Source organism: Treponema sp. HNW, from assembly GCF_050320395.1.
Classification (GTDB): Bacteria; Spirochaetota; Spirochaetia; order Treponematales; family Treponemataceae; genus Treponema_C.
On the sequence record NZ_CP144459.1, the window covers coordinates 1,522,296 to 1,545,920 of the forward strand.

Here is a 23,625-nt window from a genome sequence, read left to right on the forward strand (position 1 = left end):
CGTTTGTTTTCAGACAAGCCCGTGATAATTTTATAGGAGGCCTTATGCCGCAATATGATGTTATTGTTATAGGTGCCGGTAACGGAGGACTTTCGGCCGCAGTTACTTTGGCACAGGCGGGAAAAAAGGTTGCCGTATTCGAGCGGCACAATATTCCCGGCGGATGCGGAACAAGTTTTTGCCGCGGACGGTTCGAATTCGAAGTAGCTTTGCACCAATTAAGTTCAATGGGAACGCCGGAAAAACCCGGTCCGCTTCGCACGCTCTTCGACGAATACGGTATTACCGATAAAATCGATTGGATAGAAATCGAATCGTTGTATAAAATCAATTTACCCGGCGGAAAAGGCGTTGCGCTTCCTGCGGACAGAATGAAGGCCGAAGCGGCTCTTATCAAAGCCTTTCCCGAAGAAAAAGAAGCGATAAAACGCTACTACGAAATGGTATGGAAGTTTAACGAAGAAACCGTCGCCTTTATGGAAAAAAGCGCTAAAAGTTCCGGCGGCGAGCCTCCTGCGTTAAAAAAACTGATTATGAAAGCGGGATTCCCGAAACTGTACCCCACCCTTGCAAAATACGGGGTTAAAAGCACGGACGACGTTTTAAATGAGTTCTTTAAAAGTAAAGAATTACAGCTTTGTCTTTCGGCCTACTGGTGCTTTATGGGTATGCCGCCCGCGCGCTTTCCCTTTACGATTTTGGCACGCTGTACTTATATTTACACCGAAGACAAGCCCTACTACCTCCGCGGCGGTTCTCAGGTTATTTCGCAGGCTTTAACCGAAGCGATAAAAAAAGCGGGAGGCGCGGTATTTTTTAATTTGGGCATTAAAAAAATCGTTTTGGAAAAGGGTAAGGCGGTCGGCGTTATCGATGAAAACGGCGAAAAATACCGCTGCAAAAAAATCATTTCCAACATTTCGCCGACGGCAACCTATGCAAACCTCCTCGACGAAAAAGAAGTTCCTGCCGAAGCGCGCGAATATTTAAAGGCGTACACCGTCGGTATTTCCGCCCTCACCTGCTTTATCGGTTTGGATTGCCCGCCCGAAACAATCGGCTTTACCGATTCGTTCAATTTAACCTACGACAGTTTGGATGCAAACCGCGACTTTATGAACTCTTATGAATTGGATACGAGCATAGACCCGATTGTTTCCACTTGTTACACGGTTGACGACCCTGAAGTATCGCCCAAAGGAACGAGTATCGTAACGGCCGGAACCCTCAAGTACGGTACCGCTTGGGAAAAACTTTCGCCCGAACAATACCACAAAGCAAAGTACGATGCGGCAAACACGATTGTAGAGCGCCTCGAAAAACGCTATCCGGGCTTTAGAAGCCATATCGAAGAAATGGAAATCGCAACGCCGATTACCCACATGCGTTATTTAAATCATCCGGGAGGAGCGATTTACGGTTATGAGCAGGATTTAAAATCTTCCGTGTTTTTCTTTCCGCGCGATACCTTTATCCCCAACCTCGACTTTGCAAGCGGCTGGGTAAACACGTGCGGATTCGGCCCGAATTATATGTACGGCAATACCGTCGCTAAAAAACTTCTAAAGGAGATGGACTGATGCCTACTATCAAAGAAACCCTTATCGGCACTATGGAAAACGGAAAGGAAGTGCTTGAAGAAATAAAATTCGCCCGCAAAAGCGGTATGGATATCTTAGTCCAAAAGGATTCGGTACAAAGCTGTCTTGCAAAACTGCATCCGGGCAAATTGGAATTAACCGTATCGGATATTTACACCGTCGCCAAAGACACAAAGGTATTCCGCTTTGTATCGAAAACGGGCTACCTTCCCCCCTTTGAAGCAGGTCAATACATCAATGTCTATGTCGAAATAGACGGCGTATGTACAAGCAGGCCCTACAGTATTTCGTCTTCGCCCAAACAGCGCTCCTATTACGAAATTACGGTTGCGGGAGTAAAAAAAGGTTTTGTTTCCAATTACTTTTTGAAAAAGGTAAAAAAAGGCGATACCTTTACGGCGACTTCTCCTTCGGGACGCTTTCATTACAACCCCGTGTTCCACTCAAAACGCTCGGTGTTTTTAGCCGGCGGAAGCGGTATTACGCCCTTTTTGAGTATGACGCGCGAAATTCTTGAAAGCGGCCAAGACCGGGAAATCTTTTTGATTTACGGCAACCGCACGGAAGAATATGCGGCCTATCACGAAGAATTGAGCGCTTTTGCCAAAAACTATCCGAATTTTCACTATCAGCTGGTTATATCCGACGACCCCAAATACAAGGGTGAAAAAGGTTTTATCGATGCAAAACGCATAAAAAGCTTTGTAAAAAAGCCGGCGGACGCAACCTACTATTTATGCGGCCCCCACATTATGACCGATTTTTGCACCAAAGCGCTTGAAGAATTAAAGATTAAACCGAAAAATATCCGCCGCGAAATGTTCGGCTCGCGTCAGGATATTCAAAACGAACCCTTTTGGCCCGAAAACCTCAAAGGTAAAGAAGTGTTTAAAATTTCGGTCGGCGGTAAAACGATTGAAGGAAAATCGAGCGAATCGCTTCTTACCAGCCTTGAGCGTGCGGGCGTGCGCGTAAACGTGTGCTGCAGAAGCGGCGAATGCAGTTTATGCCGCGTCAAACTGGAAGACGGCAAGGTTTTTATGCCCCGCGGCGCCCTCTTGCGCTTGGCGGACGAAAAATTCGGCTATATACATTCGTGTAAAGCCTATCCGATATCGGATATAAAAATATCTTTTTAACTGATTTTCGGGGCGGACGGAACTTCGGCTTTCGCCCGCTCCGCATGGAGGAATTATGTTCTTTTTTACAAATTATACATGGCAAAATATTTTAATCGCTTTAGCCGTTCTTGCCGGCCTTATTTTGGTCAATGATCTTACACGGCGCAGTAAATGGCTGTCGATTGCCGTATATATCGTCTTACCCCTTGTGTTAACTTTTACGGTATGGCCTAAAACGGCCGTGCGCGGAAGCGGCGACTGGTTTCCCGTCGTAAAAACCTATTCGGCCCTTGCCGGTGTTATCGGCTTTATGGCAATCCGCTACATAAAGGGTGCCGACACAAAAAAGTGGCTGTTGTTTTTTCCCGCTTTGATTTTATCAATCAATATTGCCGAAGCCGTATACCGCGACTTTGAAGTATATGCCGCATATGCCGGTCAAGCGGTTGTCAATCCCGTAGACGGTTTGTTTATGCAAGGCGGCATATGGAATATTTTAAACGCAATCGCCGGTATCGTATTGATTTTAACTTTAACGGGTATATTCGGCATACGTGTTGCAAAAACAAAGTCAAAGGATATGATTTGGCCCGACCAATTGTGGTTTTGGATTATTGCCTACGATTTGTGGAACCTTTCATACTGTTATAACTGTATATCCACTCGCTCGATGTACGCAGGTCTTTTATTGCTGCTTTCGTGCACAATCAGCGAGTTTTTTCTTAAAAAAGGCGCATGGCTTCAGCACCGCGCCCAAACCCTCGCTTTGTGGGCAATGTTTTCAATAACCTTTTCAAGTTATTCAACTTCGCCCCTGTTTTCGATAACATCAAGCTATAAACCTGCGGCTTTGACGGTTATAAGTATTTTATCGATTGTATCGAACCTTGCGGTATTGGTATATGAAATTATACAGATCAAAAAGACAAAGCGCAATCCCGTTACACAGGATATCTATGTCGATTTGAAATCGTATAAAGCCGTCCTTGCCGATAACAATTTGAACTGATATCCCAAGCGGATTTTACCGTATACATTTTAGGTAAAATCCGCTATACTCATCTTTATGTTGCATACAATAATCGCTTTTTTTAAATTTGCAGTTTATCTTATCGCATCACGCGCCCTTTTAAAAACGGTAAGGCGCCTTGAAGCCGAGGGAAAAATCGCCGAGCGCGATGCAATAGTAAAAGAAAAGATTGCCGAATGGACACAGATGGTTATCGGTTTGAGCGGCAGTACCGTTGAAGTGCGGGGAATGGAAAATATTCCTCAAAGCGAAAGCTTTGTTATGATAGGCAATCATCAAGGCTATATGGATATTCCGCTTCTTTTAGGTTATGTTCCCAAAAGCATCGCCTTTATTTCGAAAATCGAAATATTAAAGGTGCCGCTTTTATCCGCATGGATGAAACAAATGCAGTGCGTGTTTATCAACCGCAAAGACCGACGCCAATCGGTTGAAGCTATGAGCGAAGCGGTAAAAACCGTACAAAGAGGCTACCCCCTTGTTATCTTCCCCGAAGGCACCAGAAGCCGCGGAGGACCGGTGGCCGAATTTAAAGCCGGAAGTTTTAAGCTGGCCTACCGTTCCGAAGCTCCCATAGTTCCCTTTACGATTGACGGAACCTGGCGCTTATGGGAAGAACATAAATCGCTTAAAAAAGGTCATCTTATACTGACCATACATCCTCCCGTTGCGACGGCGGGTTTGACAAAGGAAGAACAGGCCCAAATTCCCGCTCTGATTCAAAAAACGGTCGAGTCCGCACTGCCGAAAGAGCATATACGGGAAATAAAGAAAAAGTAAAAGAAAAAGTTTTTTTTGCCACGGATAATTTGAATTTCAAGATAAAAAACAGACAATCCATGCGTAAATGTATGTTTTTGAATAAAAAATATGAAAAATGTACAAAAATATATTGTTTTTTTTACAGTTAAATATTATAATGCGGATATGGTGCGTATAAAATTACCCGTTGTCGTTCCTTTTATTTTTATGCTGTCCGTATTTACGGCCTGTAAACCCATTCTGCTACCGGCGCCGAATACCGACATTTCATCACAAAACACTGCAGCTGCCGCTCCTTCTCAATTGACTGCGACACACGGACTTAAACGTAAAATCGTGTTAACTTGGGAAAAAAATCCTGAAGCCAAATATTATTGTATTTACGGGGCGTCCTCTGCGCAAGGTCCCTTTATTCAAATAAACGAAACAAGGGGAAACACACCTAAAATTGATTTACGCGTAAATGCAGGTACTGATAACTATTATTATGTGAACAGCGTTTTATATGACGGTACCCGTTCCGAAAATTCCGAGATTGTCCGCGGTACAAGCCTTGCAAAACCTATTATCAGTTCCGTAGAACCTGTGGCCGAATTTCCGGACGAAGCCCTATCCGTTCATTGGTGGATGAATAATGCGGACGCAAAGTCCTATATAAATAATGTACGCTATACGGTAATCTGTTATAACAAGGATAAAGTTGAAGCAACCCGCATTATTGACGGATCCGCCATACATAATACCAAAACCGTATTTGAAAATCTAAAACCTCATACAAATTATTCGTTTACCGTAGAAGCATATACAACGGATTTTCAAAACGATACGGAAAAAAGCGATAAGCTCGATTCCGAGACAGCCCGGCGACTGCGTCCGAATCCTCCTGAAAATACCAGGATAAGTCAAGGGGACAAAACAAACAGCATAGAAATTTCTTTTACCTTACCCGACTTTGTCGATGTAGCGCAGGGAAACAAAATATTTAAATCACATCCGATTTATTTTAAAATTTACAGAAAACAAAAGGGTACAAATGATAATTTTGTTCTCATAAAAGATAAGCTGCGTCCCAAACCGGCCTCCCCCTATGCCGATACCGATAATCCGACCTATGATGAGTTGTACACCGCATACAAGCCGGGAGAAATTCTCCAATGGGTTGACGACGGTAACGGTAGTGAAAATATTGACGCAGACAATACAAAGGATGTCGAAAGGGGGGTACAATATACTTATAAAATACAATCCTTTGCCGACGGAGTGAACCGGGAAATAAGCAGCGACTTGTCTTTTGTTTCAGCCGACGGCTGGGCACGGGCAAAACCTCTATTAAGCTTGCAAAGCGCCGACTATGTCCTGAATTCCGATTCGAACCCGACAGCATTCGTACAGACAAAGATAAACTTACTGCTTAATTGGGAATCATTCGGCAAAGAAAATGATTATTCCTTTATTTTGAGCGAAAAACGATATAAGTTTGATACCGATAACGGAGGCATACCGGATACAACGGGGTTTCCTCCCCTTTTACAAAAATTCAACTCAATCGCTGATTTTAATTCTTTTGTACGTATCATTGACATACCGGAAAATGACGCCGATGTAAGAGGATATTATGCATACAAATTGTATTTTGTCCCTGCAAACTATGATACCGCTTCCGGAGTCCCGGATTCTCCTATAGAAGAACTGAGTTTAGTAAAAAGAATTTTTGTGGTACGTACATATGACATTCCTCGAAAGGAGGATTTTGACTTTAAAGTTAAAAGCGGCTTTAAAAATAAAATACGGCTTTCATGGAAATATAACGAATCCTATACATATAACCTTATATATTATCCTGCAGGTCAATCCGAAACACCGACTGCGATACAAAATCTGAATTCCGTAATTACATCTTCTACACCTAACAATTCCGTCGTAACCTATGATCATACGGTGCCGAGCGGAACGGTATATGAGTACATCTTAAAAGTAAAAAAAGGTATTGAAGTGGATTCGGATCCCCTGATCGGTAAAACCTTGGGTACCCCCGAACCCTTCTTTAATAACACAGCCCCCGAATACGACAGTATACGTGTTTTATGGAAAGAAGTACAAGAAACGGATTCATATGTACTCGAGTTTAAGTCGGGCGATAGCAGTGTTATTGACAACGGGAGCGGGATCGCCGTGCCGAACTTAAAGATAACAAAGACGGCGGACGGTAGTTCCTATACATCGGATACTGCCGCAGCTGAAATAAATTATGATGCGGATAAAAAACTTATTTCATGTACTTTAAAAAAACCGATCGGTTATAACGATGCCGTAAAATCGGGAAAGCCGATAAAGGTCAAAGTAAAAGCAAAAAACGGCGCCACAACCGACGAAACGGAAAACGAAACGGAAGTGCGCACTCTTGGCCCCGCTTTGACGGCTGTTGAAGCTTCGGATGCCTCATATAATGATAAAATAATCGTTGTGTGGACCCCCGTTCAGGGAGCGGCAGGTTATATCGTAAAACGGACAACACAAACAAGTTTTAACGACAGCACACCTGTACATCATCAATATCTCGTAAAAGCGGATGACCTTTCCGTCACAGTCGATTCGCAAGACGTATCAGACAGGATTTTTGTAAAATCGGAATCGAGAAAAATACGTTTATCGGATAAGGCCTTTGCAGCTCCCGAGGAAAATCCTTCTTCATGGCAAAAATATCAGGAAAAAATTTCATGGGGAGCAAAACACACCTATGCCGTTTTCCCGATTAAAAATATGAATGACGAATTTGATCCCGAAACAAATACGCTTACAAATATGACATATACGGACGTGAATACGGTAAGCGAAAGCGGTTCCGCCCTCGGTTACGGGCGTGTCACCGCTTCAAAGGCGGAATATCCTCGCAAAGTAGAAATTACATGGACAAAGCCATATTTGGGAATCCGTGAAGGCCTTGTTCCCGTTCTATGGAAAAAAGAGTCGGGAGCAGACGCTCAGTGGCAAAAAACGGATATTTCACTTGATGCCAGCGGCGATAAATTCGTTTACGTTCCCAAAGATGCCGCAGGCGAGCGTTTCAAAGCCTTTGAGTTTATCGTTTCCTACAAAGAAAGTGAAACAAAACCGCTTGCTTCGTATATATCCGAAATACAAAAAGACAAGGATTCGAACAACGAAACCTTACACAAGGGTTATGTCTTTTCAATAGAATTTAAAGCGGAAAATCAATCATCAGGCGGAACGCTCGGCTTTAATGAATTATTGCGTTGGAAACCCTATGATAAAACCGAACGCTCTCGCGCTCCCGAAAGCGATTATAAGGTATTTATCAAAAATGCCGATTACGGCTCCGACTGGCAGGAAATTGCCGTAATAAATAAGGATACGGGAGCGGTTTCATGGACTGCGGAAAAAGCCGATTGGGCAGTAAACAGAGAACAGCAGGGCAACGCCATTATAGTAAAACCCCGCATGACCTCCGATGCACATTCGGGCCTGCTTCAGGTTTTACGGGATTACCGCCATTATGCAAAAATAGAAACGACACGTACAAATACGGCAGGAGAAGTTATAACAGCTTCTTTTGCGGATAATGATGAAGAAGTATATGCGTATAGGCAAATTACCGATAAGGAACTGGCCCTCATGACCACGATGGCTTTAGCACACGGTATAAAAACGTCTATGAATAAATCCCCTTTAGGTTGGGAAGTATCTACAACTTTGAATGATGTCAATCCGAAGGTAAAAAGTGACGGGTGGGCATATAATTGGACATTTACATATGATAATTATACGCCGTTTTTACTTTCCGTAACGGGAGTATTGCAAGCCGCAACGGAGCGTTCTCATACTTATCCGACTCATTACGGTACAGGTTGGCAGTACATATTCCCGAAATGGCATTTAAAAGGATATAATAATACGCTTACCGTTACAGGCCCCTCTGATGCTCCTATCCAGATTAAAAACGCATATTCGGGAATACTGACTATTTCCGCTTTGGCACAAAACGGCGACGGAAAATTAACACTAACGAGAGGCGGTACGGAATCCGCGCACTTGGGAAATATAAGTCCCTTGGTTTTTGAAAATCATTCAGGATACCCCTCTTATAATGATTGGACTGTAACAGAAGGATGGAAATAGCGATGAAAGCCTGTCACTTAAAAAAATATGCCCTCCGCTTCCTATATTCAGCGTCAGCCCTTTTATACCTTACGAGCTGTGCCAGTTTTTTTCAGGATAAGGTACCGCGCATAAACAGCAATAGAATCAATCTAAGCGATATATTTCATCTTGAAGAAGAAATAAGTATTTTACCGAAACCGAAACAGATATTTGTTTCTCAGGGAGATTACGCCGACACAATCACGATAAGCTGGTCTTCCGTAAAGGAAGCGGCAAGTTATAAACTTGAGTACGCCCGCATACTTACGGAAAATTTGGCTGTAACACCGCTGCCCGAAGAAAGCGATTTTGAAGTGCTGGAAGAAGCCGTATACGGAACCCAATATACGCATAAAGCTGTAACAAATCCTGTATATCTGTCTGAAGAATACGGGTACACGTATTTTTACCGAGTATCGGCGGAAAACAAAAATAAAAAATACGATCCGAGTCCTTTTACAAATCCTGAAAGCGGATATCTTTTTGCTCCACCAAAAAATGTTAAAGCCGATTTGGGACAATCCACGGAGCACATATGCATCACTTGGGAAAAATCAGCGGGAGCCTTTTTTTATGAAATTTATCGTACACAGAATGCAAACGGAACCGGTTCCGAATATATCGGCAGGATATCGGCAAACGAAAATCGATTTGTAAATAAGATATCTTCAAAAGAACAGGGGCAGGATTTTTATTTTACCGTATATGCGGTTAATTCTTCTTCCGAGCGTTCAGTACGGTCGGCATCGGCATACGGTTATGCTTTAATGGCCGGAGCCCCTTCGGAAGCCAAAAACGTTACCGTTACCAAGGGACGCGGTCACAGTATCGATTCCATAAAGCTCGAGTGGACGGCATCGGCAGCTGAAACGGAAGTGAAATACGCTATATATCGCTCCGATTCACAGGACAGTGCATTAAAAATGCTCAAAAGTGATGAGTCGACCTGTACCTATACGGATACAAAGGGATTAAAACCGGGCTTGTACTATTACTATTATGTTCAAGCATGGTCTTTAGACAGTGCAACCGGTGCCAAATTAAAAAGTCCCATGTCGGAATCGGGCCCCGAAGCTCAAACCCCTGCAGAAGGATTCATATTAAGCCCTCCGACCGTCGTTGAAGCGGACAAAACCGATACTACGGAAATTATCTCATGGAAACCGGCAATAGGGAATACTGAAGAGCAAACTTCTTACAGATACAAGCTGCTCGGTTCATCTTCATCGGATTCGGGCTTTAATATATTATATGAGTCGCCCCCGCCTCATAACCTTACTGACGGATATCTGCGGCATCAATTGACTCAAAAAGCATCATACTACCGTATACAGACCGTACGTACGATAGACGGAACGGAGATAAGCAGTACACAGAGCATAACCTTTGCCCCTTCTCCCTTTGCAGCCGTTAACATAAGTGCAACAAAATATGCAAAAACGGAAGGACCTCCCAATTCATTGGGCATATATCCGGTAAAGATAACATGGGAAAAACCGGCAAACGATGAACCTTACTTTTACGAGATTTACCGCTCCGCTAATCCCGATACGGGGTTTAGAAAAATTACCCAAACACCGCTTGAAGCCTCGGCACGGGAATACCTTGATGAAAATGAAACGGCAAAGGCAGGTTTCCGTTATTATTATAAGGTTCTTACTTTAAACAGTCTTTATCAGGGAAAAAACTTCACCTCAGAGGCCGAAGGCTGGGGAGCGCTGACCCATGAACAGTATTTTAAAGAATACAATAAAACCGTACTCAGCGGTCAAAAGCGCCTTACCTATATGCACAAGGGCGGTACGGCGGCATTAGGCAGTGAAACGATAAACGGTCTTATAAGCGGTACCTATTCATACGATGCAGCTGTTGCGGGGTTGGGAGCGCGCATTAAGATGAAATTAACAAATTTTGCAGAATTTAACTGTGCAAATGCTCAGAATAAAGTATATTTTAAATTGACCGGCGATATGAATACAAGTGCAAATATGAATGCAAACGGTACAATGGACGGTACTGTTATATGTGAAGGAATGTATCCCGGACGCATTTCATATGATAATATAGAAATAAAAGGCGGTGCCGCAGGAGGCGGATATTACATCGTTACCCCGGACGGATTTGATCCGGGAAATGTCAGTTATACGGCGGGTATTCAATGAAAAAAAAGATTTACAAAATAACAAAATGCAAACACATAGTAATTTTTTGTATACTTGGTGTGCTTCTATCACTATTGTTTGCATGTACCCTTCCTTCCCCCCTGTATGGTACATGGAAAGATAATATCGGTAATAAGCTTACATTTGTAAACGATGGAAGCTTTATTGTAAAACTGAAAAACCGTGACGGTTTTATTGTCCATGAAGGTTCCTATGTCGTTATCGATAATGTAATCAGTTTTGCACTCAATGACGGACGAAAAATAGTTTCCGAGTGGGATATAGGCGGTACGGTTTTAAAACTGGACTGGCCGAGCGTACAGGGAAACGTAACACTCACCCTCTATAAGACGGCAAATTAAGCGAAATTAAACGTATGAATAGAATCAATACAAAACTTAAAACCGCTATTCTCTTTTTTTGTCTTTTTTCATCGTATATTCTCTTTCCCCAAGAACATACGGAGGATATGACGGGAACCGAAAAAAAGCTTGATAAACGGGACCGCCCCTTTGTTATTTTTAATGAAGGTCTTTCAGCAGCCTCGGTAACACGTATAATAAAAAAAGAAACCGTAAGCAATTTTGTGTGGAATGACATTTTAACCGGTTTATTTTTCAGTATGGAAACAAAGCAAATGCAGCCTATAAACAGTGTATACCGTATAGCCCTGTACTATCCGTACAGCTTTACATTCCGTAAAGTACCGCAAGTGCCAAAAAATGTTATACGCTATGCAACAGACGGATTTGCGGGTATTTTATTTGAACCGACGATGTGGAATTTTTTTAATTTTAATATTTCCCCGGGGATTCACTTTTTATTTCAAAACAGCGACAGCTGGAATTATATTCATCTAGGCATAGGCTCTATGGCGGGAGTTGAATTTCCTATAAGCAGACATTGGACATTGATGGTCAACGGATTTTTATCTCTTGACTACGGCAATCTGGGCACAAATGCTAAAATGCAGCCCTACGACATTGTATATCAATATCAGCTTGATATGGGAGTTCGGTACAGTAAAAAATCACCAAATAACCGTCCGTATATAAAAAGCCGGAATTAGTCGGTACTTTCCCCGTCCGGAAGCCCCATCATCTCCCATGCACAGCGGGCGGCGGCCTGCTCGGCTTCTTTTTTGCTTTTTCCGTCTTTAGGTCCGTACACCTCATCGCCCAAGCGGACGCTCACCGAAAATACCTGTTCATGGTCGGGGCCGGTACGGCTTACCAATTCGTAACGGGGACACTGCTTGTACTTTTTTTGATAAAATTCCTGCAAAAGGGTTTTATAATCCTTTTGGTGGCGGTTTTCTTTTACCTTTTGTATTTGCGGCACCAATAAATCAAGAATAAATTTTTCAGCCGCCTTAAAACCCGAATCCAAATAATAGGCGCCGAATACCGCTTCCATCGCATCCGCCAAAATCGCTTTTTTACCGCGGCCGCCGGAATGCTCTTCGCCCTTACCCAAACACAGGCATTTTTCAACGCCGATACGTAAGGCAATTTCGGATAAGGAGGTTTCCGAAACAATGAAGGATTTTATCTTGGTCAATTCGCCCTCGGGCTTATCATGCAAAATCGTGTACAGGTATGAAGCGGCCGTCATTCCCAAAACGGCATCGCCTAAAAACTCAAGACGCTCGTTATTAACGGCATTGCCTGCCGTTTCGTTTACAAAGGATCGGTGATAAAAAGCATTGTCCAAAAGATGCTGATTTTTAAATTTAATACCGGCTTTTTTTTGAAATTCCGCAAGTAAGGCTTTGCGTTGAGAAGAAAGAGAAGAATCCGGTTTAAATAGACGCCGCACGGCAAAATCCGAAAATAAGCACCGGATAAACGTTTATCCGGGGATAAACACAGAGCTTAACCGGTGCATTTAAATACGGGACAAATCCCGCATCGACAGCAAATTATGCTTGCTGGGACTTTAAAAATTCATAGGCGTCGCGAACCGTTTCAAATTCGCTTGCCTTGTCGTCGGGGACGCTTACGCCCAATTCTTCTTCGATAGCATACACCAATTCATAGGTGTCAAGACTGTCGGCACCGAGATCCTGACGGAAGGAAGCGTCGAGGGTAACCTTCGATTCTTCAATTTCCAATTTGTCGGCAATCAGTTTTTGCATTTTGTTGAACAATTCATCCATCGTTAAAACTCCTGTCAGCCGTTGCTTTCCGGCGTAATTACCTGCCTGCCGCGATAAAATCCGCACTTCGGACATACGCGGTGAAGCATAATTAAATTTCCGCAATTAGCACATTCAATGAGGTGGGGAGCGTTCAAACGCATATTTATTCCCTGCCGTCTTCTTGTACGCGCTTTTGACGTTTTTGCTCTGGGTACTGCCATTATATAACCTCTCTAAAAATATCAATTATTATAACCGAAATGCCATATTATGACAAGACCGTCAAGTGTTAAAACACAGTATAACACTTTTTGATTTTTTGTCAACCAGTATAGGCGGCATTCGACGCTATTTTAAGCCTTCCTGAATGAGGAATTTTTCTTTTAAAGCTTTTTCAACGATCGACGGCACCATATCGGACACATCGCCGCCGAAAGAAGCAAGTTCCTTTATCGCGCTGGATTTTAAAAGAAAAAAACGCGAATCGGTGGGAAAAAACAGTGTTTCCACTTCGGGATTCAATGCACTGTTTAAAAGCGATAAATCCAATTCATACGAAAAATCGGCAGTGTTGCGTATGCCGCGGATAAGCACTTTCGCACCGGTTTTGCGCGCATAGTCCACTACAAGACTGCGGCACACATGTACTTCCACATTATCCCAGGAGGCGGTTAATGTGCGCATAAAAGCCAAGCGCTCTTCTTCCGAAAATAAATACTTTTTATTTTTATTGTCCGCAATAACCACATCTATTTCGGGAAAAATACTGCGTGCTCTTTCGAGAATATTTAAGTGCCCGTAGGTGGGAGGATCGAATGAACCCGGAAACAAAGCTTTGACCATAAATTCACTATAACATATTTGACTATTTGCAACAATACCGTTATTATATGCATATGAAGTATACAAAAACCGCATTTGTTTTATTAATCCTGTGTACGATGGGCCTATGGTTCCAGTCGTGTAAAACTGCCGAAACGGCTGCAAAAGAAAAAACCGCCGAGGTACAGCCGCAGGATAAAAAAGCCGCTGCTCAAAAAACGGAACCTCAAAAGGTTATGGAAAAAAGCCCTGAAGACGAAGAATATTCGCGTTCAACCAGCGCCTTAAGCGGCACGGCCGTTACCTTTGATGAATTTCAACGCGATAAAACGACAATCCTTGCCATCATTCAGGATTTGGACAAAAGCATGAAAAACCGCGATTACGGCTTATGGCGCAGTTATCTTACCCCCGAGTCAATATCCTATTGGAGCAATAAATTCAATTTGCAGGTTATTGCAACAAAGCTTCCTAAAAAAGGTTTGACATTGCGTACCCTCGGCGATTATTTTTCGCACGTTTTTATTCCGTCCCGGATGGACAGAAAGGTAAGCGAAATTCGATATATATCGCCGACCGATGTTAAAGCGGTAGAGGTTGACGGTAATAAAGACATAATTTATTACGAATTTGAAAAAATAAACGGCCGCTGGCTTGTAAAACTGCCGATACTATAAACGGGTTAGGATAAAAAGTCGATTACTTTTTATCCTAATCGACGAGTTTAAAATATTGACTTTTATTCAGTGTTGCCTGTATACTTAATTATATGTATAAACGGTAAAAGCTGAGGTTGTACAGGAGGAACCGCATGAAGTTATCCAAAATCGCATTGTCTATGGCTTGTGTATGCCTTATCGTTTTCAATGCCGCCGCACAAGATAATAAACGTTCGGAAGTTACCGTTGAAGAAGAATATTTCGGTACGAACGAAGATATGATCATCAGTGAAATGAGTCAGGTTGATGATTATGAAACGAAACTGTTGACCCTGCAATACATTAAAAGTGCGTTGGATGAAGGACGTTCTTCTCCTGCAATCGAAGCGGCTTTGCAGAGTATGGCAGGCGAAGGCGTTTTTAACGAGTCGAGAACCGGCGGACGTTTGATGAATAATTATACGGAAGTGCGCCGTCAAGCATGCGTTATGCTCGGTGAAACCGCGGGCCTTTCCAAGGAACAGCTTACGGCCCGTAAAGATACTCTTATGCGTATTATGAAAGCCGAAGACGAACCCATGGTTTTGTCGGCCGCAATTTATGCCCTCGGTAATGTCGGCGTAAACACAAACGATGAAGTCGTCGATCAAATATCGATGATTCATAAGCGCTTTGCGGTTTTGAACCCGACCGACAGCCTCGCCTATTCGGTACTCGACGCATACGGAAAACTCGCTCCGACGGTTAAAAACTCGGGCGCGCTGGTTGAAACCATTGCTTCTATCGCGACAAATTACAATTACGTAATTCCCGTGCGCCAAAAAGCCAAGGAATTGCTCTTTTCTTTAAGAAATAAAGAATAGTTTTTTTGTCAAACCTATTCTCTTTCACGGGACTGTTATTCGCAGTCCCTATTGAGTGATTAGCTCATTCGGATAGAGCGTCGCCCTCCGGAGGCGAAGGTGGCAGGTTCGAATCCTGTATCACTCGTATGCTTACACAAACCTTTTCCGACCTGTTTTTATTGTTTGTCGTGTACAGTACAATCGGCTGGATTTGCGAAGTTATTTATTGCAGCTTTTTTGAGCGCAGATTTATAAACCGAGGTTTTTTACACGGCCCCTGGTGTCCGGTTTACGGGTTCGGCGGCCTGCTCGTCATCGGCCTTTTGACTCCTTTTAAAAACAATATTTTTATCCTCTACCCGGCAGCCCTCATAATCACCGGCGCCTTGGAATATCTTACCGGCTGGATTTTGGAAAGCCTGTTTCATACAAAGTGGTGGGATTATTCGCAGCGCAGGTTTAATATAAAAGGGCGTGTATGTTTGTGGAACCTGCTTTTATTTGCCGCAGGCGGAAGCATTGCAGTTATCTTCGTACACCCGCATATAGCAGGCCTCATAGGTTCTTTTTCCTCCCGTGCAAGGCAGTACGCGGCTATCGGACTTTCCGCGGTGCTTTGTTTCGATTTTGCGCTTACGCTGCGCAGGCTTACGGATTTTACCGAATACCTTACCCGTTTGGAAGATTTTGCGGAATCCTTAAAGGAGCGCTATGAAAGCGAGACATGGTTCAAATCCCAATCTCTTGAGGAAATGTTTGAAACGGTCAAAGAATATGCCCGTATACGCAAGGGAGAAATATCGGAGCGTATTTTGCAAAAAATCGATTCGTTTTCCGAGCGCTATCCTTCTGCGGAACGCTTTTTTGCAAAATTTCCTTCCATGCAAAACAAAAAGCGCATTCTTTCGATTCAGCATATTAAACGGCGCATAAAAGAGCGCTTAAACCCATCTTCAAAATAAGGCCGCCTATGGACTTCCCTATAGAGCATAATGCGCCTAAAAACTTAAAGAGCCGCGAACCGATTATTCTTGCCTCAACTTCGCCGCGGCGGAAAGAAATAGCCGAACAAATGGGCATTCCTTTTTTTTCTCTGTCACCTCCCGTTGATGAAACGCTTCCTGCGTCTATGACGCGCGGCAAAAATACAAAAAAAGCGGCCGAATACCTTGCGGTACTTAAAGCTTTAAGTACCGCAAAAGTTTTAGAAAACCCGCTGCCCGGCGGTGAAATCCCTCAAAACGAACGCAGTATACCGGTTGCGCCTATGCAAAAAGCGCGTTTTATAGCCGCGGCCGACACCCTGATTGTTTTCAGGGGAAAAATTTACGGCAAACCCGAAACGAAAGAAGAGGCGCTCTCTTTTTTAAGTGCCTTTTCGGGAAAAACGCATAAGGTGTATACAGGTCTTGCAGTCTATAATCGGGAAACGGAGACCCGTATTTCGTGTACATCGGTAAGCCGCGTACACTTTGCCCGATTAACGGAAGAAGAAAAAAAAAGCTATATCGAATCGGACGAATGGCGTGATGCGGCAGGAGCCTATAAAATTCAGGGGACGGCACAGCGCTTTATAAAACGCATTGAAGGCTCCTACTCTTCGATTATGGGCTTGCCTATTTTTGAATTTTATGAGATACTGAAAAAGTCGGGTTACCGTTTTTAAAGACCGGTAAACAGCATACGTTTTTTACCCCTTTTAAGCATACCCGCCGTGATTGATTCGCTTCGGTTGAAAGAAAGTCAATCATGAAATCTTCCGCGCCGAATTATCGGTGTCGAGAAACAGAGTTTGGGGAAGAGATTAAAACAGGCGCCGCTTTGAATCGGTCCTGTAAACAAATCTTTTCCGATGAAGGAGTTGTTCATGGCAGTAGTAACCATGAAGAGTTTGCTTGAATCGGGTGTGCATTTCGGCCACCAGGTTAAGCGCTGGGATCCGCGTATGAAAAAATATATCTTCGCGGAAAGAAACGGCATTCACATTATCGACCTGCAAAAAACCATGGCTTCGATTAAAGAAGCGTATGAAGCGGTCCGCAAAGTAACTTCGGCAGGAAAATCCGTCCTGTTCGTCGGTACAAAAAAACAGGCTCAGCAGGCAATCGCCAAAGAAGCCGAACGCTGCGGTATGTACTATGTAAACAACCGCTGGCTCGGCGGTATGCTGACAAACTTCAGTACCATTAAAAAATCGCTTTTACGGTTAAAAAAACTGGAAAAGATGGAAGTTGACGGTACCTTCGACAATCTTACCAAAAAAGAAATCGCAGCCATTCAAAAAGAAAAAGCAAAATTGGAAAAAAACCTCGGCGGTATTAAGGAAATGAAAGAACTGCCCGGTATTTTGTTCATTATCGATACGCATAAAGAGCAAATTGCCGTAGCCGAAGCCTGCCGCATGGGTATTCCGATCGTTGCGGTTGTGGATACAAACTGCAACCCCGAAGGCATCGACTACCCCATTCCCGGAAACGACGATGCAATCCGTGCGATTACCCTCTTTACCCAGGTAATTGCCAATGCCGTTATTGAAGCGGACAACGAAACGGGTCTTAAAATTATCGAAAACCTTCAGGATGACGAAGAAGATATTACCGATACGGCATCAATCCGCACCGACGATGAAGAAATTATCGACTACAGCAATTATACGCCTACCGAACCCAAAGAAGAAGACCGCGAAGATGAAGAAAGCGACGACTCGCTGGTAGACGAAGATAAATTATACGATGAATAAAGACGGGAGAAGTATAGATGGAAATTAAAGCAGCTGATGTCAAAGCCCTGCGCGATGTAACCGGCGCAGGCATGATGGAATGTAAACACGCCCTCGTTGAATGCAACGGAGACGCACAGGCTGCCGCCAAACTTTTAAAGGAAAAAGGTTTGGCTGCGGTCGAAAAACGTGCGGACAGATCCACCAGCGAAGGCCGCATTTTTATAAAGATGAACGATTCGAAGGCCGCGATTGTCGAACTTACCTGCGAAACCGACTTTGTCGCAAAAAATGCCGACTTTTTGGCAGTGGGCGAAAGCATCGTAAGCGAAGTATTGGCTAAGGGTTATACCGATGTAAACGACGCATTGTCGAATATGCTTTTGGACTTGGCAACAAAGATCCGCGAAAACATGAAAATCCGCCGCTTACAGCTGGTGGATATTCCTTCCGGAGCCTTTGCCTCTTCTTATATCCACAGCGACGGAAAAACCGGTGTTATTACGGTGTTCTCCTGCGAGCCTGAGGCAAACGATGCGGTTAAGCAGTTTGCCTATGACTGCTGTCTGCACATTGCAGCCTTTGCACCGCCGTTTATCAAGCGCGAAGACGTAAGCGAAGCTTATATGGCCGAACAAAAAGAGATTTTCACCGCTCAAACGGCCGACTTGGATAAACCCGATAACGTAAAAGCGGGTATCGTTCAGGGAAAATTAAGCAAGCACTTGGCGGAAATCTGTTTTATGGATCAAATATTCGTAAAAGACGATAAGGTATCCGTTGCCAAAAAACTGGAGCAAACCGCTAAAGAAAACAATGTACAGTTAAAATTATTGACGGTTGTAAACTTTCAATTAGGTGCTTGATATATCCGATTTCGGGAGGCATAAGGAATGAATGAAGCAAGTATCCAGAAAATGGAAAAAAGTATTGCGGCCTTAAAAGACGAATTCAATGCTATCAGAACCGGACGCGCATCCGCGTCGCTTTTCGATAAGGTGCGCGTCGATTATTACGGTACTCCGACTCCGCTGAATCAGGTTGCCACGATTTCGGTTCCGGAAGCGCGCTCGGTGGTTATTCAGCCCTTCGACAAAAGCTTGATAGGCGAAATCGAAAAAGCGATTCAAAAATCGGAATTGGGCTTGAATCCGTCAAACGACGGAAAACTTATCCGCATTGCCATTCCGCCTTTGACTGCCGAGCGGCGCAAAGAGCTTGTAAAGCAGGCAAAGGCGACTGCCGAAAACAGCAGGGTTGCAATCCGCAATATCAGGCGCGACGGTAACGATGAGTTGAAAAAAATGCAAAAAGATTCCAAACTGACCGAAGATGAATTAAAGGCGGCCGAAGAAGCTTTGCAAAAGTCAACCGATAAGTTTATCGCCGATATAAACAAGCTCCTTGAAACAAAAGAAAAAGAAATAACGGAAGGCTGATGTCGGAAATTTTCGATTCAATCGACCGTACCGCCGTTCCCGCCCATATAGGAATTATCATGGACGGGAACGGCCGCTGGGCGCAAAAGCGCAATTTGCCGCGTACCGGCGGACACAAGGAAGGGGTAAATACCGCGCGTGAAATAATCAAGGCTGCGGCCGCAATCGGTGTGCGGTATTTAACCCTGTATACCTTTTCAACCGAAAACTGGAAACGTACGGCGGAAGAAGTATCGTTTTTAATGGGCCTTTTAAAAGCCCATTTACGCTCGGAATTCGAGTTTTACAAAAAAGAACGGGTGCGTGTTTTGCACTTGGGCGATAAAACGGGACTTCCGGCCGATGTCATACGCGAAATAGAATCGGTTGAAAAAGAAAGCCGCGATTTTAAAGGCATGAATCTGGTTTTGGCAATCAATTACGGAGCCCGCGATGAAATACAAAGAGCGGTTCACAGAATGTGCGGGGCCGAACCGGGCGGCGAAAAAGGCGATATCGGCCGTTTTTTCGATATTCCCTCTTTACCGGATGCCGACCTTATAATCAGAACCGGCGGCGAAAAACGCTTAAGTAACTTTTTGCTGTGGCATGCGGCCTATGCCGAATTCGATTTTACCGATATACTGTGGCCGGATTACACAAAAGAAGATTTTTACGCTTCCGTTGCGGACTTTCAAAAAAGACACAGGCGTTTCGGAGGAATTGACGGGGAGAAAAAATGAATAAGATAACCCAAAGATTATTGACTTTTTTTATCGGTGTACCGCTTGTAGTTTCCGTTTCCGTCATATCCTTTGCACATCATATTATTTTACATTGTGCGATTGTCGGCGGAGCAATTATAGCCTCTATGGAGCTGCACGGTATTTTAAAACACAAACTGCCCAGTCAGCCCAAATTCATGGTTGTATTCTCTTCAGCCTTTATTCCCTTTATCGCCGCACTCACCTGCCTGTTTGACCGCTCTCCCTCGTGGATTTCACTTGCCCTCATTGTATCTCTTTTGGCAAGTTACAGCTATGAAATATTTTCGCCCGATAATAAAAAATCTTTTGCAGATGCGATTTCGCGTTTATGCTCTTCAACCTTTACGATTGTATACATCGGCTTTTTGCTTACCTATATATCCCGCTTAACGGTACTTGAATACTCTCAAGTATTTATAGCTCTGTTTTTTTTACTTGTTTTTGCCTGCGATTCGGTTGCATGGTTTTTCGGTATGCTGTTCGGCAAGGGCAACCGCGGTCTTATTGCGGTAAGTCCGAATAAAAGCATTGCGGGCTTTTTGGGCGGCATTGCGGGAACTGTTGCCGCCGCCTTGGCCGTATATTATTTTTTCCCGCAAGTCTTTTTATATAAACCCGTTGAAATTGTTATCGCAGCGGCCTGCGTAGCCTTGGCAGCGATAGCAGGCGATTTAACCGAATCGGTTATAAAACGTTCGGCCGAATGTAAGGATTCGGGCGTTGTCATTCCGGGCCGCGGCGGTTTTTTGGATTCAATCGATTCCATTTTGTTTTCCGCACCCGTTTATTTTATAGTCATAAACTTTTTCTTTGTATAAAATCGGTGCCGCTATGAAAAAAAAGGTTCTTGTCTTAGGCTGTACGGGTTCAATCGGTACAAGTACGCTTGATATTATACGCGCTTTTCCCGGCCGCTTTGAAGTATGCGGTTTAAGCGCTCATACAAATCAAAAAAAACTGAACGGCCTTGCAGCCGAATTCGGCTGTACAAATACGGCATTGACGGCAGACGCAGTCTCAGCGGACAAGACGGCGAATACAGCGCGGAATTTGAGTGCAGCGGCACTGTCAAACGAAAAAATTGCACAGCTGATAGAAAAATCGAAGGCCGATATAGCGGTAAACGGAATTGCCGGTGCTGCAGGTCTTATGCCCTCGGTTTTATGCTTGGAAAACGGCATCGATTTGGCCCTTGCCAATAAAGAAACAATCGTTATGGCCGCTCCCCTTATCCGAGCTCTTGCCGAAAAAAAAGGGCGAAAAATCATTCCGGTAGATTCCGAGCACTCGGCCCTGTTCGCACTTATAGAGCGTTTCGGAAAAGAACGTGTCAACAGCCTCATTTTAACGGCATCCGGCGGCCCCTTTCGTACAACGGCGCGTGAAAAGCTGAAAGACGTAAAACCCGAAGACGCATTAAAGCATCCGACATGGAGTATGGGGCAAAAAATAAGCATAGACAGCGCAACGCTTGCAAATAAGGGATTGGAAGTGATTGAAGCTTGCCGCCTTTTTGATATGGAACCTGAAAAAGTTAAGGTTACCGTTCACCCGCAAAGCCTCGTTCATTCCCTTATAGAAACGGTTGACGGCGACTTATATGCGCAAATATCCGAGCCCGATATGAAACGGCCGATTATAAGCGCCCTCACCTACCCGGATATGATCGAAAACAATCTTAAAAAACTCGATTTGTTTTCCGCACTCGGCAATCCGGACGGAAACGCCGAAGGCGTTACAATGAGTTTTTACCCCGCGCGTTTTGATGATTTTCCGCTTTTGGGGGCGGCATACGAGGCACAAAAAAAAGGCGGCTCCTACACAATCGCCTACAATGCGGCAAATGAAAGTGCCGTTTCCATGTTTTTACAAAAAAAAATCGGCTTTACGCAGATTGCCGATATAGTGTCGGAGGTACTGGAAAAAGACCGGACACAGGAGCCGAGAACCTTTAATGATGTATTTGCAATAGATGAGCAGGTGCGCCGAGAGGCGGAAATATGCGGGCAGCGCCTGATACGGGGAAACATATGACGATAGTGTACGGTTTATTGGGTTTAAGTATCATTGTTTTTATACATGAGGCGGGCCATTTTGCCGCCGCACGCATATTCGGCGTAGCGGTTGAAAGTTTTTCAATCGGTATGGGACCCGTTTTGCTGCATAAACGCATAGGCGGTACCGATTACCGGCTTTCTCTTATCCCCTTCGGCGGCTATTGCGGCATGAAGGGTGAAAAAGATTTTCAAAAAGCAATGGAAGAAGGATTGGACAGTATCGCGGCCGAAAAAGATTCGTTTTACGGCATACATCCGTTGAAGCGCTTGTGTATTGCCTTTGCAGGACCTTTTTTTAACTTTGTATCCGCCATAATTGCCCTGTCGGTTATTGCGATGACGGGTTACGATTATTATACCACACCGAATAAAATCGTTTTAGCCGAAGAACTGCCCAATGCCCAAAGCGAATTCGGTATACAGCGTTTTCCGGCTTCGCGTGCCGGCTTACAAACGGGAGACCGCATTATAGGCGTAAACGGTAAGAGTATCGCCTATTTTTCCGATATTGTTGAAACCGTTTCTCTTAACGCCGGAGCGGAACTGCATATCGATGCGGAGCGTAACGGACAAACACTGCATTTTACTCTGATTCCGGAGTTGGACAAATCGAGCGGGGCGGGAAAAATCGGCATTGTAAGCTGGATAGACCCGCTTATAGAAAACGCCGATGAAGGGTCTGCCGCACGGAAAGCGCTTTTGCAAACGGGAGACCGTATTGTCGAATTAAACGGTCAAAGGGTACGCAATACCGTCGATTTATATAAAGCGGCCGAAAACCTGACAAAGGCCGATATCGTGTATGAACGCGGCGGAAACCTGTATACGGCAGAGCTTGTAACGGCCGGCTCTTCCGAAAATAAAGATGTAAACCTTTTAAGCAGTATACAGTGGAAGGTTGAAAAAGTGCATTCAAACACCTTTTCGTTTTTTCCGGCCCTTGTACAGGGCTCAAAAGAAACGCTTAAAATGCTTTCGGTAACGATACGGGGTATAGGGTTGTTATTTAAAGGAGTGGACGTAAAGCAGGCGGTATCGGGCCCCATCGGTATAACCGTCATGCTCGGTCAAAGCGCAAAGGCCGGTTTTTCGGCCGGGTTCCGTGAAGGCCTTGTAACGGTATTGAATTTTTCGGCCGTTATCAGTTTATCGCTGTTTTTAATGAACCTCCTGCCCGTCCCCATACTCGACGGCGGTTTGATTTTATTTGCACTTGTGGAGCTTATACGGGGAAGGGGATTAAAACCGAAAACCCTGTATAAAATTCAATTTATCGGGGTTGCTTTTATCGCCGTTCTTTTTATCTTCGGTATGTTCGCCGATATAAGCGGCATTATACTGGGCAGATACCGATAAAAACGGGG

Annotated in this window: 23 protein-coding genes and 1 tRNA gene; 20 read left to right on the forward strand and 4 right to left on the reverse strand. The window is 44.1% G+C overall.

Going from position 1 to position 23,625, the window contains the following annotated elements; genetic code table 11:
* The first annotated feature begins 44 nt into the window (after nt 1-44).
* The 8 genes from V1L52_RS06975 to V1L52_RS07010 all read left to right on the forward strand — a co-directional run bounded on the left by V1L52_RS06975 (nt 45) and on the right by V1L52_RS07010 (nt 11,903).
* Entirely contained in the window at nt 45-1,580 is a 1,536-nt protein-coding gene (locus V1L52_RS06975) for a phytoene desaturase family protein (RefSeq protein WP_428768232.1), read from the forward strand.
* Entirely contained in the window at nt 1,580-2,740 is a 1,161-nt protein-coding gene (locus V1L52_RS06980; RefSeq protein WP_428768234.1) for an FAD-binding oxidoreductase, read from the forward strand. The genes V1L52_RS06975 and V1L52_RS06980 overlap by 1 nt, the downstream gene beginning before the upstream one ends.
* Before the next feature lie 55 nt (nt 2,741-2,795).
* Nucleotides 2,796-3,731 (forward strand): DUF5692 family protein, encoded by a 936-nt coding sequence (locus V1L52_RS06985; RefSeq protein WP_428768235.1) that lies wholly within the window; start codon nt 2,796-2,798, stop codon nt 3,729-3,731.
* Nucleotides 3,732-3,788: 57 nt separating this feature from the next.
* Nucleotides 3,789-4,532 (forward strand): lysophospholipid acyltransferase family protein, encoded by a 744-nt coding sequence (locus tag V1L52_RS06990; RefSeq protein WP_428768237.1) that lies wholly within the window; start codon nt 3,789-3,791, stop codon nt 4,530-4,532.
* A gap of 147 nt (nt 4,533-4,679) precedes the next feature.
* Entirely contained in the window at nt 4,680-8,651 is a 3,972-nt protein-coding gene (locus tag V1L52_RS06995) for a fibronectin type III domain-containing protein (protein WP_428768239.1), read from the forward strand.
* Nucleotides 8,642-10,834: a hypothetical protein gene (locus V1L52_RS07000; protein ID WP_428768240.1), complete on the forward strand. Its 2,193-nt coding sequence runs from the start codon at nt 8,642-8,644 to the stop codon at nt 10,832-10,834. Before V1L52_RS06995 ends, V1L52_RS07000 begins: the two co-directional genes overlap by 10 nt.
* Before the next feature lie 59 nt (nt 10,835-10,893).
* Entirely contained in the window at nt 10,894-11,196 is a 303-nt protein-coding gene (locus tag V1L52_RS07005; RefSeq protein WP_428768242.1) for a hypothetical protein, read from the forward strand.
* A gap of 14 nt (nt 11,197-11,210) precedes the next feature.
* On the forward strand, nt 11,211-11,903 hold the full coding sequence (locus V1L52_RS07010) for a hypothetical protein (RefSeq protein WP_428768243.1): 693 nt from the start codon (nt 11,211-11,213) through the stop codon (nt 11,901-11,903).
* Here the strand turns inward: V1L52_RS07010 and rnc are convergent.
* The 4 genes from rnc to coaD form a co-directional block, all read right to left on the reverse strand.
* Nucleotides 11,900-12,652 carry a ribonuclease III gene (rnc, locus tag V1L52_RS07015; protein WP_428768245.1) on the reverse strand — a complete coding sequence of 251 codons (753 nt, stop codon included), beginning with the start codon at nt 12,650-12,652 and terminating at the stop codon, nt 11,900-11,902. The genes V1L52_RS07010 and rnc overlap by 4 nt on opposite strands.
* A 103-nt stretch (nt 12,653-12,755) precedes the next feature.
* Nucleotides 12,756-12,992 carry an acyl carrier protein gene (gene acpP, locus V1L52_RS07020; RefSeq protein ID WP_428768247.1) on the reverse strand — a complete coding sequence of 79 codons (237 nt, stop codon included), beginning with the start codon at nt 12,990-12,992 and terminating at the stop codon, nt 12,756-12,758.
* 14 nt (nt 12,993-13,006) lie between these two features.
* Nucleotides 13,007-13,195, reverse strand: coding sequence for a 50S ribosomal protein L32 (gene rpmF / locus V1L52_RS07025; RefSeq protein ID WP_428768248.1), 189 nt, complete (start codon nt 13,193-13,195; stop codon nt 13,007-13,009).
* A gap of 127 nt (nt 13,196-13,322) precedes the next feature.
* On the reverse strand, nt 13,323-13,817 hold the full coding sequence (coaD, locus tag V1L52_RS07030; RefSeq protein ID WP_428768250.1) for a pantetheine-phosphate adenylyltransferase: 495 nt from the start codon (nt 13,815-13,817) through the stop codon (nt 13,323-13,325).
* A gap of 53 nt (nt 13,818-13,870) precedes the next feature.
* Between coaD and V1L52_RS07035 the strand changes: the two genes are divergently transcribed.
* The 12 genes from V1L52_RS07035 to V1L52_RS07090 all read left to right on the forward strand — a co-directional run bounded on the left by V1L52_RS07035 (nt 13,871) and on the right by V1L52_RS07090 (nt 23,617).
* Nucleotides 13,871-14,473 (forward strand): hypothetical protein, encoded by a 603-nt coding sequence (locus tag V1L52_RS07035; protein ID WP_428768252.1) that lies wholly within the window; start codon nt 13,871-13,873, stop codon nt 14,471-14,473.
* Between the two features lie 134 nt (nt 14,474-14,607).
* Complete coding sequence (locus tag V1L52_RS07040) at nt 14,608-15,318, forward strand: HEAT repeat domain-containing protein (protein ID WP_428768254.1); 711 nt, start codon at nt 14,608-14,610, stop codon at nt 15,316-15,318.
* 53 nt (nt 15,319-15,371) lie between these two features.
* A tRNA-Arg gene (locus V1L52_RS07045) sits at nt 15,372-15,445 on the forward strand.
* Nucleotide 15,446: 1 nt separating this feature from the next.
* A complete protein-coding gene (locus V1L52_RS07050; RefSeq protein WP_428768256.1) occupies nt 15,447-16,262 on the forward strand; it encodes a putative ABC transporter permease in 816 nt (271 codons plus the stop codon).
* Nucleotides 16,263-16,270: 8 nt separating this feature from the next.
* A complete protein-coding gene (locus V1L52_RS07055; protein WP_428768258.1) occupies nt 16,271-16,966 on the forward strand; it encodes a Maf family protein in 696 nt (231 codons plus the stop codon).
* Nucleotides 16,967-17,167: 201 nt separating this feature from the next.
* A complete protein-coding gene (rpsB, locus tag V1L52_RS07060) occupies nt 17,168-18,040 on the forward strand; it encodes a 30S ribosomal protein S2 (RefSeq protein WP_428768259.1) in 873 nt (290 codons plus the stop codon).
* Nucleotides 18,041-18,057: 17 nt separating this feature from the next.
* A complete protein-coding gene (gene tsf, locus V1L52_RS07065) occupies nt 18,058-18,885 on the forward strand; it encodes a translation elongation factor Ts (protein WP_428768261.1) in 828 nt (275 codons plus the stop codon).
* Between the two features lie 27 nt (nt 18,886-18,912).
* A complete protein-coding gene (frr, locus tag V1L52_RS07070; RefSeq protein WP_428768263.1) occupies nt 18,913-19,458 on the forward strand; it encodes a ribosome recycling factor in 546 nt (181 codons plus the stop codon).
* The gene (gene uppS, locus V1L52_RS07075; RefSeq protein ID WP_428768264.1) at nt 19,458-20,180 is read left to right on the forward strand and encodes a polyprenyl diphosphate synthase; all 723 of its coding nucleotides are present in this window, start codon (nt 19,458-19,460) and stop codon (nt 20,178-20,180) included. Before frr ends, uppS begins: the two co-directional genes overlap by 1 nt.
* The gene (locus tag V1L52_RS07080) at nt 20,177-21,022 is read left to right on the forward strand and encodes a phosphatidate cytidylyltransferase (RefSeq protein WP_428768266.1); all 846 of its coding nucleotides are present in this window, start codon (nt 20,177-20,179) and stop codon (nt 21,020-21,022) included. Before uppS ends, V1L52_RS07080 begins: the two co-directional genes overlap by 4 nt.
* A gap of 13 nt (nt 21,023-21,035) precedes the next feature.
* A complete protein-coding gene (gene dxr, locus V1L52_RS07085; protein ID WP_428768268.1) occupies nt 21,036-22,238 on the forward strand; it encodes a 1-deoxy-D-xylulose-5-phosphate reductoisomerase in 1,203 nt (400 codons plus the stop codon).
* Nucleotides 22,205-23,617: a site-2 protease family protein gene (locus V1L52_RS07090; RefSeq protein ID WP_428768270.1), complete on the forward strand. Its 1,413-nt coding sequence runs from the start codon at nt 22,205-22,207 to the stop codon at nt 23,615-23,617. Before dxr ends, V1L52_RS07090 begins: the two co-directional genes overlap by 34 nt.
* The last annotated feature ends 8 nt before the right edge of the window (nt 23,618-23,625 follow it).

Coding starts and splice junctions, on each gene's coding strand:
- tsf (WP_428768261.1), top strand. CDS start 18,058: ATGGAAATTAAAGCAGCTGATGTCAAAGCCCTGCGCGATGTAACCGGC.
- rpsB (WP_428768259.1), top strand. CDS start 17,168: ATGGCAGTAGTAACCATGAAGAGTTTGCTTGAATCGGGTGTGCATTTC.
- V1L52_RS07090 (WP_428768270.1), top strand. CDS start 22,205: ATGCGGGCAGCGCCTGATACGGGGAAACATATGACGATAGTGTACGGT.
- V1L52_RS07035 (WP_428768252.1), top strand. CDS start 13,871: ATGAAGTATACAAAAACCGCATTTGTTTTATTAATCCTGTGTACGATG.
- V1L52_RS06995 (WP_428768239.1), top strand. CDS start 4,680: ATGGTGCGTATAAAATTACCCGTTGTCGTTCCTTTTATTTTTATGCTG.
- dxr (WP_428768268.1), top strand. CDS start 21,036: ATGAAAAAAAAGGTTCTTGTCTTAGGCTGTACGGGTTCAATCGGTACA.
- V1L52_RS06990 (WP_428768237.1), top strand. CDS start 3,789: ATGTTGCATACAATAATCGCTTTTTTTAAATTTGCAGTTTATCTTATC.
- coaD (WP_428768250.1), bottom strand. CDS start 13,817: ATGGTCAAAGCTTTGTTTCCGGGTTCATTCGATCCTCCCACCTACGGG.
- V1L52_RS06980 (WP_428768234.1), top strand. CDS start 1,580: ATGCCTACTATCAAAGAAACCCTTATCGGCACTATGGAAAACGGAAAG.
- V1L52_RS07010 (WP_428768243.1), top strand. CDS start 11,211: ATGAATAGAATCAATACAAAACTTAAAACCGCTATTCTCTTTTTTTGT.
- V1L52_RS06975 (WP_428768232.1), top strand. CDS start 45: ATGCCGCAATATGATGTTATTGTTATAGGTGCCGGTAACGGAGGACTT.
- uppS (WP_428768264.1), top strand. CDS start 19,458: ATGTCGGAAATTTTCGATTCAATCGACCGTACCGCCGTTCCCGCCCAT.
- V1L52_RS07080 (WP_428768266.1), top strand. CDS start 20,177: ATGAATAAGATAACCCAAAGATTATTGACTTTTTTTATCGGTGTACCG.
- V1L52_RS07000 (WP_428768240.1), top strand. CDS start 8,642: ATGGAAATAGCGATGAAAGCCTGTCACTTAAAAAAATATGCCCTCCGC.
- frr (WP_428768263.1), top strand. CDS start 18,913: ATGAATGAAGCAAGTATCCAGAAAATGGAAAAAAGTATTGCGGCCTTA.
- V1L52_RS07050 (WP_428768256.1), top strand. CDS start 15,447: ATGCTTACACAAACCTTTTCCGACCTGTTTTTATTGTTTGTCGTGTAC.
- V1L52_RS06985 (WP_428768235.1), top strand. CDS start 2,796: ATGTTCTTTTTTACAAATTATACATGGCAAAATATTTTAATCGCTTTA.
- rpmF (WP_428768248.1), bottom strand. CDS start 13,195: ATGGCAGTACCCAGAGCAAAAACGTCAAAAGCGCGTACAAGAAGACGG.
- V1L52_RS07055 (WP_428768258.1), top strand. CDS start 16,271: ATGGACTTCCCTATAGAGCATAATGCGCCTAAAAACTTAAAGAGCCGC.
- V1L52_RS07040 (WP_428768254.1), top strand. CDS start 14,608: ATGAAGTTATCCAAAATCGCATTGTCTATGGCTTGTGTATGCCTTATC.
- acpP (WP_428768247.1), bottom strand. CDS start 12,992: ATGGATGAATTGTTCAACAAAATGCAAAAACTGATTGCCGACAAATTG.